The sequence below is a fragment of the Campylobacter sp. CFSAN093259 genome (assembly GCF_012889985.1).
Taxonomy (GTDB): domain Bacteria; phylum Campylobacterota; class Campylobacteria; order Campylobacterales; family Campylobacteraceae; genus Campylobacter_D; species Campylobacter_D jejuni.
Genome location: NZ_CP040617.1, coordinates 1,253,867 through 1,265,852, shown reverse-complemented (window position 1 = coordinate 1,265,852; position 11,986 = coordinate 1,253,867). Strand labels below are relative to the sequence as shown.

Annotated in this window: 12 protein-coding genes and 2 tRNA genes; 7 read left to right on the top strand and 7 right to left on the bottom strand. The window is 32.1% G+C overall.

The features are described 5' to 3' along the window. Position 1: 1 nt before the first annotated feature. Together pseB and dcd are read right to left on the bottom strand one after the other, a co-directional pair. Positions 2–1,006: a UDP-N-acetylglucosamine 4,6-dehydratase (inverting) gene (gene pseB / locus FBF20_RS06610; protein WP_002873131.1), complete on the bottom strand. Its 1,005-nt coding sequence runs from the start codon at positions 1,004–1,006 to the stop codon at positions 2–4. Between the two features lie 50 nt (positions 1,007–1,056). Beyond that, positions 1,057–1,617 (bottom strand): dCTP deaminase, encoded by a 561-nt coding sequence (gene dcd, locus FBF20_RS06605; protein ID WP_002854086.1) that lies wholly within the window; start codon positions 1,615–1,617, stop codon positions 1,057–1,059. A gap of 148 nt (positions 1,618–1,765) precedes the next feature. Between dcd and accB the strand changes: the two genes are divergently transcribed. Beyond that, positions 1,766–2,221, top strand: a complete 456-nt coding sequence (gene accB / locus FBF20_RS06600) for an acetyl-CoA carboxylase biotin carboxyl carrier protein (RefSeq protein ID WP_002853623.1) — start codon at positions 1,766–1,768, stop codon at positions 2,219–2,221. 1 nt (position 2,222) lies between these two features. After that, entirely contained in the window at positions 2,223–3,554 is a 1,332-nt protein-coding gene (locus FBF20_RS06595) for an acetyl-CoA carboxylase biotin carboxylase subunit (protein ID WP_002871650.1), read from the top strand. Positions 3,555–3,590: 36 nt separating this feature from the next. Here FBF20_RS06595 and salC read toward each other — a convergent pair whose 3' ends face one another. Next, on the bottom strand, positions 3,591–4,406 hold the full coding sequence (gene salC / locus FBF20_RS06590) for a peptidylprolyl isomerase SalC (protein ID WP_145699570.1): 816 nt from the start codon (positions 4,404–4,406) through the stop codon (positions 3,591–3,593). A 64-nt stretch (positions 4,407–4,470) separates the two neighbouring features. Between salC and gltX the strand changes: the two genes are divergently transcribed. The 4 genes from gltX to FBF20_RS06570 are packed head-to-tail and all read left to right on the top strand — an operon-like array spanning position 4,471 to position 8,399. Beyond that, positions 4,471–5,862: a glutamate--tRNA ligase gene (gene gltX / locus FBF20_RS06585; protein ID WP_002869091.1), complete on the top strand. Its 1,392-nt coding sequence runs from the start codon at positions 4,471–4,473 to the stop codon at positions 5,860–5,862. Position 5,863: 1 nt separating this feature from the next. Then, positions 5,864–7,099, top strand: a complete 1,236-nt coding sequence (locus FBF20_RS06580) for a malic enzyme-like NAD(P)-binding protein (protein ID WP_002868535.1) — start codon at positions 5,864–5,866, stop codon at positions 7,097–7,099. Then, positions 7,096–7,722: a uracil phosphoribosyltransferase gene (upp, locus tag FBF20_RS06575; RefSeq protein WP_002874417.1), complete on the top strand. Its 627-nt coding sequence runs from the start codon at positions 7,096–7,098 to the stop codon at positions 7,720–7,722. Before FBF20_RS06580 ends, upp begins: the two co-directional genes overlap by 4 nt. 5 nt (positions 7,723–7,727) lie before the next feature. Then, entirely contained in the window at positions 7,728–8,399 is a 672-nt protein-coding gene (locus FBF20_RS06570; RefSeq protein ID WP_002857885.1) for a menaquinone biosynthetic enzyme MqnA/MqnD family protein, read from the top strand. On the opposite strand, the gene FBF20_RS06565 is transcribed toward FBF20_RS06570, so the two are convergent. After that, entirely contained in the window at positions 8,396–9,046 is a 651-nt protein-coding gene (locus FBF20_RS06565; protein WP_002853664.1) for a TrkA family potassium uptake protein, read from the bottom strand. The two genes, FBF20_RS06570 and FBF20_RS06565, sit on opposite strands and share 4 nt — an antisense overlap. 10 nt (positions 9,047–9,056) lie before the next feature. After that, on the bottom strand, positions 9,057–10,400 hold the full coding sequence (locus FBF20_RS06560; protein WP_002864101.1) for a TrkH family potassium uptake protein: 1,344 nt from the start codon (positions 10,398–10,400) through the stop codon (positions 9,057–9,059). A 139-nt stretch (positions 10,401–10,539) separates the two neighbouring features. Here FBF20_RS06560 and FBF20_RS06555 point away from each other — a divergent pair. Then, positions 10,540–10,615 (top strand) — tRNA-Phe (locus FBF20_RS06555). A 108-nt stretch (positions 10,616–10,723) separates the two neighbouring features. Here FBF20_RS06555 and FBF20_RS06550 read toward each other — a convergent pair. Together FBF20_RS06550 and FBF20_RS06545 are read right to left on the bottom strand one after the other, a co-directional pair. Then, positions 10,724–10,800: transfer RNA gene (locus FBF20_RS06550), tRNA-Ile, on the bottom strand. Between the two features lie 53 nt (positions 10,801–10,853). Beyond that, positions 10,854–11,954, bottom strand: coding sequence for an FtsW/RodA/SpoVE family cell cycle protein (locus FBF20_RS06545; RefSeq protein ID WP_002864601.1), 1,101 nt, complete (start codon positions 11,952–11,954; stop codon positions 10,854–10,856). Positions 11,955–11,986 lie beyond the last annotated feature (32 nt).

The following is an 11,986-nucleotide window of genomic DNA, read 5'->3' as shown; positions in this document are numbered from 1 at the left end:
TTTAAAAACCTTCGGTGTGATTGATGATTTCTAAAAGTTCTTTTTCGCTTGCCCATAAAGGATTATTATCCGAACTATAAGAAAAACCATCTTTTACCTTTTGTCCTTTTTCGCCTAGGGCATTGATACTAAAGTCATTATCTTTATCTACAAGTTTAATGCTAGGGCTTATGGCATAGTAGTTTTCAAATTCATAGGTTAAATGACTATCATCGCTTGAAATCATGATTTCATGTAGTTTTTCTCCTGCTCTGATACCTATGATTTTATGACTTAAATGAGGAGCTAAAGCATGAGCTAGATCGGTGATTTTCATCGAAGGAATTTTAGGGATGAAAATTTCTCCTCCGTGCATTCTTTCAAAATTGCTCAGTACAAATTTCACTCCATCTTCAAGGCTGATCCAAAAACGAGTCATTCTTGTATCGGTGATAGGAAGTTCTTTAGCTCCTTCGCTGATGAGTTTTTTAAAGAAAGGTACTACCGATCCTCTTGAACCTACAACATTGCCATATCTTGTAACACCAAAGCGTGTTTGTTTGTTGCCTGCTATATTGTTTGCAGCGACAAAAAGCTTGTCGCTTGCAAGTTTGGTTGCGCCGTATAAATTTACAGGATTGCAAGCCTTGTCTGTGCTAAGAGCGATACATTTTTTAACCCCATTTTCAAAACAAGCGTCGATGACATTTTGCGCACCGTGTATGTTTGTTTTTATACATTCCATAGGGTTATATTCAGCAATAGGCACATGCTTCATTGCAGCAGCATGTATAACAAAATCCACATCACGCATAGCAGCACTTAAACGCTCTTTATCTCTTACATCTCCTATGAAATAACGCATACAAGGAGCATTAAAAACGCTTGCCATTTCAAATTGTTTGAGCTCATCACGAGAATAAATGATAATCTTATTAGGTTTATAGTTTTCTAGCAAAACCTTAGTATAAGTTTTTCCAAACGAGCCTGTTCCGCCCGTGATTAAGATATTTTTTTTGTTAAACATTTTGCCTTCCTTTGCTTAAGTTTTTTTTAAAATTAAAGCAATAAGTGTTCCTATTTTAAAATTCTTGGCAAGGTTATGCCAGTTTGGGCTTGATACTTGCCTTTTTTATCTTTATAAGTGGTGTCACATTTTTCATCGCCTTGCAAAAACAACACTTGCGCTATACCTTCATTGGCATAAATTTTTGCAGGTAAAGGTGTAGTATTTGAAATTTCTATAGTGATATGTCCTTCAAAACCTGGTTCAAAAGGGGTAACATTGACGATGATGCCACATCTTGCATAAGTGCTTTTGCCAAGACAAATAGCTAAGACATTATCAGGCATTTTAAAATACTCTATAGTTCTAGCTAGGGCAAAAGAATTTGCAGGAACTATACATACATCGCCTTCAAAATCTACTACATTTTCTTCTACGAAATTTTTTGGATCCACTACAGTTGAATTAACATTGGTAAAAATTTTAAACTCACGCCCTACACGTATATCATAACCATAGCTTGAAAGTCCATAGCTTACCACACCTTTTCCTATATTTGCTTCGCAAAATGGTTCGATCATCTTGTGTTCTAATGCCATTTTTCTTATCCAATTATCCGCTTTTAAGCCCATTTTTAACCTTTTTAATATTTGTAATTTTTTGTAAGGATTATAACCTAAAAAATCTATATTTTTTATGATTTTTTTCTTTTTTAAAGTTAAATTTCAAGTTTTTTTATATAATACAAGGTTAAGTTCTTAAATTTTGTAGGAGAATTTTATGACAAAAGAAGAAATTAAAGAGTTAGTCAACCTTTTTGCTGAAGCAAATATTAGTAAAATTAAGATCAAAGAACAAGATGGTTTTGAAATAGAACTTGAAAGAGATATGTGCTGCGATGTTCCAGCTCCTGTTTGTCCTCCAGTTCCAGCTCCACAACCTATCAATGTAAGCGTTGTAAACGAAGCTCAACCTAGTCAAAGTGTAAAATCAAACAAACCAAGTATAAACAGCCCTATGGTAGGAACTTTCTATCAAGCTCCAAGTCCAGGTGCAGCACCTTTTGTAAAAGTAGGTAGTACGGTTAAAAAAGGCGATACTATAGCTATTATCGAAGCGATGAAAATCATGAATGAAATTGAAGCGGAATTTGATTGTAGGATCGCTGAAATTTTAGTTGCTGATGGTCAGCCTGTAGAATTTGGAATGCCTTTATTTGCGGTGGAGAAATTATAAAATGGAAATTAAAAGCATATTAATTGCTAATCGTGGAGAAATAGCACTGCGTGCTTTAAGAACGATTAAAGAAATGGGTAAAAAAGCAATTTGTGTGTATTCTGAAGCAGATAAAGATGCTTTGTATTTAAAATACGCTGATGCAAGCATTTGTATAGGCAAAGCAAGAAGTTCTGAAAGCTATTTAAATATCCCAGCTATTATTACAGCAGCTGAAATTGCTGAAGCAGATGCGATTTTTCCAGGATACGGATTTTTAAGTGAAAATCAAAATTTTGTTGAAATTTGTGCTAAACATAACATCAAATTTATAGGTCCTTCTGTGGAAGCTATGAATTTAATGAGTGATAAATCAAAAGCAAAACAAGTCATGCAAAGAGCAGGCGTACCTGTGATCCCAGGAAGCGATGGGGCTTTGGCAGGAGCTGAAGCAGCTAAAAAACTTGCCAAAGAAATAGGTTATCCTGTGATTTTAAAAGCAGCTGCAGGTGGTGGTGGTCGTGGTATGCGTGTGGTTGAAAATGAAAAAGATCTTGAAAAAGCGTATTGGTCGGCTGAAAGCGAGGCTATGACAGCATTTGGCGATGGAACTATGTATATGGAAAAATACATACAAAATCCACGCCATATAGAAGTGCAGGTTATAGGAGATAGTTTTGGCAATGTGATTCATGTGGGCGAAAGAGATTGTTCTATGCAAAGACGCCATCAAAAACTTATAGAAGAATCCCCTGCGATTTTGCTTGATGAAAAAACACGCACTAGACTTCATGAAACTGCTATTAAGGCAGCTAAAGCTATAGGATATGAAGGTGCGGGAACTTTTGAGTTTTTGGTAGATAAAAATTTGGATTTTTATTTTATAGAAATGAATACGCGTTTGCAAGTTGAACACTGTGTAAGTGAAATGGTAAGTGAGATTGATATCATAGAACAAATGATTAAAGTAGCAGAAGGTTATGCTTTACCATCTCAAGAAAGTATTAAATTAAATGGGCATTCTATAGAATGTAGAATCACAGCTGAAGATTCCAAAACTTTCTTGCCAAGTCCAGGTAAGATTACTAAATACATTCCACCCGCAGGACGCAATGTCAGAATGGAAAGTCATTGTTATCAAGACTATAGCGTGCCTCCTTATTATGATTCTATGATAGGCAAACTTGTAGTTTGGGCAGAAGATCGTAATAAAGCTATTGCAAAAATGAAAGTAGCTTTAGATGAGTTGCTTATAAGTGGGATAAAAACAACCAAAGATTTTCATCTTTCTATGATGGAAAATCCTGATTTTATTAATAATAACTACGATACAAATTATCTTGCAAGACATTAAAATTTCCCTATTAAAGGGAAATTTTAATTGTAATTTTTATCTTAAATATTCTATATTGATTTTAGAGCGGAGTTTATCAAAATAATCCTGTATGAAATTTTGTCTTTGTTCGCTTATATAAGCGTTTAAAACTTCATTTTTAACTTGTTCATATTCAGGAGTTTGTGCCCCATCTTTGCTTTTAACTTCATAGAGTTCATAGCCATTTTTTCCATTTAAAATAGGGGAAAAGCCTCCAACAGGAATTTGTGATAAAAGCCCTAAAAGTCTTGGATCGGCATTACTTGTGTTTAAAGATGCATTTTGTGGTTTAAGGATTGTTTTTTTTGTATTTTTGATATTTTCTAAAGTTTGAGGATTGTTTGATAGATAAATATTTGCATTAATTTGTGTATAAAAAGTGAATTTATCTTTATTTTGTTCGAAAAATTTTTTTGCTCCATCATCACTAAAATCAGTTTTTGCCATACTTGCGATTTTTTCATAAAGCTTTCTTTTTTCTAAATCTTTTTTAAAATTTGCACGAAATTGTTCATAGCTTTGATTTTTGGATTTTAAATTTGCTTTGAAAGCATTTAAAGTCGTTTTGTTTTGAGCAAGCATTTTATTTATAGCATCATCAAGCTCTAGATCATTGACTACAATACCTAGTTGTTTCATTTGTGAAATTTCCATTTTTTCATTGATGAGTACGCCTAAAGCTTTATTTCTATCAATTTTAAGTGCTTTCATAGTTTGATCTATATCATAAGTTGTGATAGGCTCTTTATCTACAACTACAGCTATAGCATTAATGGTATTTGCACTAGCTAAACTTGCAAAAAATGCAAAACTTAATAAAATTTTTTTCATTTCAAACCTTTGTTTAAGTATAAATATCGCATTATATCAATAAAAATTTAAGAAAAGGCAAAAAATGCACGAAAAACTTACAACGCGTTTTGCTCCAAGCCCAACAGGGTATTTGCACATAGGTGGACTTAGAACAGCTCTTTATAATTATTTATACGCTAGAAAAAATGGTGGAAATTTTTTACTTCGTATCGAAGATACGGATTTAAAAAGAAATTCCAAAGAAGCTACTAAAGCAATTATCGAAGCTTTTAAATGGTGCGGTTTAGAACATGATGGAGAAGTAACTTACCAATCAGAGCGTTTTGATCTTTATAAAGAATATGTTAAAAAGCTTTTAGATGAAGGTAAAGCGTATTATTGTTATATGAGTAAAGAAGAATTAGAAGAATTGCGCGCCAAGCAAGAAGCTGCCAAAGAGCGCCCAAGATATGATGGAAGATATAGAGAATTTACAGGCACGCCACCTCAGGGTATAGAGCCTGTTGTGCGTATTAAAGCACCTCAAAGCGGTGAGATTGTTTTTGAAGATGGGGTTAAAGGCGAGGTGAGATTTAAAGCAGAGGATATAATGGATGATTTTATCATTGCAAGAAGTGATGGAACTCCAACTTATAATTTTACTGTTGTTATTGATGATGCTTTAATGGGGGTAAGTGATGTGATTCGCGGAGATGATCATCTTTCAAATACTCCTAAACAAATTGTGCTTTATGAGGCATTGGGTTTTAAAATTCCTAAATTTTTTCATGTGGCTATGATACATGGAGAAGATGGTAAAAAGCTTTCAAAAAGACATGGGGCAACTGATGTTATGGAATACAAAGAAATGGGAATTTTACCTCAAGCTTTGCTTAATTTTCTTGTGCGTTTAGGTTGGAGCCATGGTGATGATGAGGTTTTTTCATTAGAAGATTTGAAAAAACTTTTTGACCCTTATCATATTAATAAAAGCGCATCTTGTTATAATGCTAAAAAGCTTGAATGGCTTAACGCTCATTATATTAAAACTTTGCCTTTTGAAGAGATTAACCGTCAGCTTAAGGATCTTGGCTTTGATTTATCTGTTTGTGAAAAGGCAGGATTTTTACTTGATTTATTAAGAGAGCGTGCAAAAACCTTGCATGATATTATCAATGGTGCAAAAAGTATAGTTAATGCGCCGCAAAATTATGATGAAAATGCAGTACAAAAATTTATTAACAAAAATAATTTAGAATTGCTCCAAGCATTTGCTAATACACTTAAAGATCAAAAAACAGGTAAAGATTTTGAAGATTTTACAAATGATTTTTTAGAAAAAAAAGAAGCAAAGTTAAAAGATTTGGCTCAGCCTATACGCATAGCTTTAACAGGGAGTGCGGTAAGTCCTAGTATTTTTGAAGTATTAGAATTTTTAGAGGTTGATGAGTGCAAAAAAAGAATAGAAAATTTTTTAAAAGTTAGAGGAAAATAAAATGAATTTAAAAGAAGAAGCTTTAAAATACCATTTAGGTGGGAAAATTGATATTGTACCAAGTAAGCCAATGGCTACAAGCCATGATCTATCTTTGGCGTATAGCCCAGGAGTTGCAGAACCTTGCCTTGAAATCGCTAAAGATAATGAGCTTGCTTATACTTATACAAATAAGGCTAATTTAGTAGCTATAGTTAGTGATGGTTCTGCTGTTTTAGGACTTGGAAACATAGGAGCGCAGGCTTCAAAACCTGTTATGGAAGGTAAGGCTTGTTTGTTTAAAAAATTTGCAAATGTCAATGCTTATGATATAGAAATTGATGTTCATAGTGTGGAAGAGATTGTAAATTTTTGCAAAGCTTTGGCTCCAACTGTGGGCGGGATAAATTTAGAAGATATAGCTGCTCCAAAATGTTTTGAAATCGAAGCGGCTTTACAAGATTTAGGAATTCCTGTAATGCACGATGATCAGCACGGAACAGCTATTATTTCAACTGCAGGGCTTATGAATGCAATGGAGATAAGCGGTAAAAAATTTAAAGACATTAAGGTGGTTGTAAGTGGCGCAGGTGCCGCAGGTATAGCAAGTGCTAAGATGTATAGAAATTTAGGGGTTGAAAATATTATTTTAGTAGATAGCAAAGGAGTGATTTCTAAAGATAGAAATGATTTAACTCCTCAAAAGCTTGAATTTGCTGTTGATTCTAAGGAAAAGACTTTAAAAGAAGTTTTAAAAGGAGCTGATGTTTTCCTAGGACTTAGTGCGCCAAAAATTCTTGATGATGAAATGGTTTTAAGCATGGCAAAAGATCCTGTGATTTTTGCTTTGGCAAATCCTATTCCTGAAGTGATGCCTGAAGATGTAGCTAGACTTAGAAAAGATACGATTGTAGGAACAGGAAGAAGTGATTATCCAAATCAAATCAATAATGTTTTAGGTTTTCCTTTTATTTTCCGTGGGGCTTTAGATGTGCGTGCAAGTAAAATCACTGAAAATATGAAAGTAGCGGCTGCTAAAGCATTAGCAGATCTTGCAAAACTTCCTGTAAGTGATGCAGTTAAAAAGGCTTATAATTTAAGTACCTTAGAATTTGGAAGAGATTATGTCATACCAAAACCTTTTGATGAAAGAGTAAAAGCTGCAGTAAGTACAGCTGTAGCAGCAGCTGCGGTAAAAGATGGTGTGGCTAAGGTAAAAAATTTTAACGAGAAAGCTTATTTTGAAAGCTTAAAATGAAAAATATTCATTGTATCAATCATCCATTGATCGAACATAAGTTAGGAATTTTAAGGGCTAAAGAGACAAAGCCCTTTCAATTTCGTATGTTAATCGATGAAATTTCATCTTTTTTGCTTTTTGAAGTGAGTAAAGATTTTTCTTTAAAAGAAATTGAAATTTCAACACCTATACAAAAAACTATAGTAAAAAAACTTGATGAAAAGATTATGATTTGTCCTATTTTAAGAGCTGCATTAGGAATGCTTGAAAGTGTTTTTAAGATGATTCCTGATGCAAGTGTTGGGTTTTTGGGGTTTGTGAGAAATGAAGAAACTTTAAAGGCGGATTTTTATTTTCAAAAACTTCCCAAAGATGCAAAAAAACGCACTGCTATTGTTATAGATCCTATGTTTGCTACAGGTGGGACTGCTATAGATGCTTGTAATTTTTTAAAAAGCCAAGGAGTTAAAAAAATAAAATTTATATCCATACTTGCTGCTCCACAAGGTTTGAAAAAATTTAGCCAAATGCATGATGATGTAGAAGTTTTTGTGGCTTGTATTGATGAAGGTTTAAATGAAAAAGGTTATATTATCCCAGGGCTTGGAGATGCAGGAGATAGAGTGTTTAACACTCTATAAAAGAGATGATTTTTGGAAAAATTGATTATATTAATCTTTTACCTTTACATATATATCTTAAGAAATATCCCCTACCTAATGGTTATAAAGCAAGTATGGAGTATAAAAAAGGAGTTCCAAGTAAGCTAAATAAAGATTTATTTTATAGAAGAATTGATGCAGCTATCATTTCAAGCATAGAAAGTGCTAGAAAAAAATATAAAAATTTAGATTTGGGTATTTGTGCCAATAAAAGAGTTTTAAGTGTATTAGTAGAAAAAAATACATCAAATGCCAAAGATCCAAGTTCAGCAACTTCAAACGCTCTGGCTAAAGTATTAAAACAAGATGGAAAAGTAATTATAGGTGATAAGGCTTTAAAGCTTTATCTAAAAGATCCTTCTAAATATATCGATTTATGTGCAAAATGGCACGAAAAAACAGGATTGCCTTTTGTTTTTGCTAGATTTTCTTGTGTGCAAAAAAAAGCTTTATATAAACAAATTTTGAAAAAATTTCCAAAAACAAAGATTAAAATTCCTTATTATATACTGCAAAATTATGCCAAAACAAGGGATTTAGATATAAAAGATGTTAGATATTATTTAGATGAAGTTATATATCATAAAATTTCTACCAAAGAAAAAACAGCCTTAAAGCGTTTTGTAAAGGCTTGTAAGGCTTTAAATCTTGCTTAGTGTTCAAATTCTCTAAGTTCTTTAACTGTTCCAAGGAGTATTACAACATCTCCACTATAAACTGTCGTGGTTTCTAAATCAGGTAGTATTTCCCAGTCACTATTTAATTTTTTATAAGAAATCACTTTCATATTTTGTGCTACATGTTTTAAAGAATTTCCTGCTAATTTTTCATCTATATTGATCTTAATAGCTCGTATAGTATTTGCTGAAAGATCAAAAACTTCATAATCAGCATCTTTAGTTAAAAATTCTTTTACTAGTCTTTTAGCACTTTCTTTTTCAGGATAAATAACCTTTGTTGCACCTAACTTAGAAAGAATTTGACCATGGATATTAGAGGTTGCTTTAGCAATGATATTTTTAACACCTATATCTTTAAGCGCCATAAGAGTAAGGATTGATTTTTCAACATTTTCTCCTATGCTAACAATAACAACTTCAACATCATGAAAGCCTGCTTCTTTTAGGGCTGAAATATTTGTAGAATCTAAAATATAAGCATAGCTTGGAGGATTTTGTATACTTTTTAAAGCTTCCTCATCTTTATCCGCAACGATAACAGTATGACCTCCAGCAATGAGTTCATCTGCTACAACTGAGCCAAATTTTCCAAGTCCTATGATTCCATAATTAAGATTTTTCACGATTTTACCTTTATAAATTAACCTTTCCTTCAGGGAATTTTAAATGAATAGCTTTGTCTTGTTTGAATACCGAGAGTAAAAAAGCAAAAACACCTATCCTGCCACTTAGCATCATAATGATGATAATCACCTTACTAGGATCACTAAATAAAGCACATAAAGATAAAGTTCCACCATTTCCCACTGAAATTCCTACGGTTGCAAAAGCCGAAGAAGTTTCAAAAAGCAAGGCTATAAAATCAAATTTTGACTCTAGCAAGGAAAGCAAAATAACAGCTATTACTATATAAACAGCTGAACCTACAGCTATAATAAAAGCTTTAGATATAGTTTCTCTTGGAATTTCATGTCCAAAAATTCTAACTCTTCCATCGCGGATACTCCAATAAGCATAGAGCAATAAAACCATTACAGTTGTTACTTTCATACCCCCAGCTGTTCCACCTGGTGCACCACCAATAACCATAAACAATGATCCAAAAAATAAGCTTGCATCATGCAAATGTCCCATATCTAAGGTATTAAATCCTGCTGTGCGGTAATTAATAGCGATAAAATATGAGCTTAAAATTTTATCAAAAAATGAAAAATGTCCTATAGTTTGAGGATTTGAGTATTCAAAAGCAAAAATAATAAGCGTTGAAGAGAAAATAAGAAAAATACTTGCAACAACAACCATTTTTGTATGTAGGCTTAAATTTTGCAATTTTTTTCTTTGAAAAAAGTATAATTCAACCAAAACAAAATATCCAAGCCCTCCAATAATAATCAAAGAAGTGATAATAAGATTAATTGCTATATCATGTTTATAAGCTATAAATCCATGTTCAAATATAGTAAATCCAGAATTATTAAAAGCGCTAATAGAATGAAAAATTCCAAACCATAAAGCTTTCTTAAAATTCATTTCAAGGGCAAAACGCATGGTGAGAAGTATAGCACCTATCAATTCTATAGTAAAAATGAACAGCAAAACCTTTTTAAAAAATTTAAATAAACCATCCATTGATGGATAAAATAAAGACTCTTTTAGTAAATTTCTTGCACTAAAACCAACTTTTTTGCGTATGAGTATATAAACAAATAAACCTATACCCATATATCCCAAGCCTCCAATTTGCACCAAAGCTAAGATAATAATTTGTCCTGCTAAGGTAAAATCAACCGCAGTGTTCTTAACTACTAATCCTGTCATACTAACAGCAGATGTGCTTGTAAAAAAGGCATCTAAAAAATCAATAGGAGTTGTATGTGCCCAGCTTGAATGTAGCAATAAAGCCCCAAACAATGCAATAATAATATAACCAGCTAGTAAAATTTTAAAAGTTCGTCTATCTAGTCCAAATTGTTTCAAAAAATTTCCATTTGATAATGATCTAAAGCGGGTATTCTATCTTATTAAAACTTTAAGGGAAATAAAATTTTATTTTTGTATTTAAACTTAAATTAAAGAAAAAAAGATACAATTACATTTTTACTTTATCAAACATTGTGGTTGGATAGCTCAGTCGGTAGAGCAGCAGACTGAAAATCTGCGTGTCGGCAGTTCGATTCTGCCTCTAACCACCACTTTATCTTTCAAAAAATCACATCACATACTTTTTTTATATAAGATTGAAATATTTAAAGAACTAAAAGTTATTTTTTAAAGAAAGAGTCTATAGCTTATATGTAGAATGGTGGATTTAGCAGGACTCGAACCTGCGACCAACCGGTTATGAGCCGGTTGCTCTAACCAACTGAGCTATAAATCCGCCTAAGTTGAATTAAAAGATAAAATTATATCTTATTAATGCTTAAAAATATTTTATTTAGCCTTTATATCCGTCCAAAAATATCTAAAAGTGATTAAATGCTGTAAAATTCCAAAAAAAATCATAAAAATAGTAAAAGAACTTCCACCATAACTAAAAAAAGGCAAAGGGATCCCAACTACTGGTGCAAAACCTATAGTCATTGAAATATTTACTGCCGCATAAATAAAAATAAATAATGCAACACAATTAATAGCAACTCTAGCAAAATAATCATCTTTAAGTTTATAATTTAAACTAAGTAGATGAAAAATAAGTAAAATATAAAATATAATTAATGTCAATCCCCCAATAAATCCAAATCTTTCTATCATGTAAGCGAAAATAAAATCACTAGTTGAAATAGGTAAAAATTTAAAATGAGTTTGCGTAGCTTCATCTTGAGATTTTCCGGTTAAACCACCATTTCCAATAGCTATCATTGATTGGGCTACTTGATAACTTGGTTTTTCTGAAATAAAATCATGAATTCTTTGCTTTTGGTAGGGTTTTAAAAGATGTGTATAAATAATAGGAGAGCTAACACTTATAGCTATAACAATACTTAACCAAATTTTATAATGAACTCCCATGATAAAAAGCACTCCAAAACCAACAAGTAGTAAAACCATAGCACTTCCTAAATCAGGTTCTTTTGCAATTAGCAAAAAAGGCAAGATGATGTAAAAGCTAAGTTTGATGAATTGTTTAAGTTTGTATCCATTTTTTGGAGGAGGATTTTGATAAATAAGATAGGCAAGCATTAAAATAAAACTAGGTTTAAAAATTTCAGAAGGTTGTATAGTAAAGTGAGTAAAAGGAATTTCAAGCCATCTTTTAGCACCTAATTTTTCAACCCCAAAAATATCTACGCTTAGCAATAAAAAAATATTAATCCAATAAGCAACAGGAATAATCCAAATAAATTTCCTTATGGGAAAGAAGAAAAAAACCATAAAAGCAAACAATCCCACACAGGCATAAACAAACTGTTTTTCTGCTAAAAAAGGATTAGCTTCAAAGATTAAGAAAAATGAAATAAGAATTATGGGTAAAAATAAAATGGGTTGTATATAGTCAAAATGAGTTAAAATTCTTCTATCTAATCTAAACAAAATTTGCCTTCAGTTGGTAATATAAAGCTATA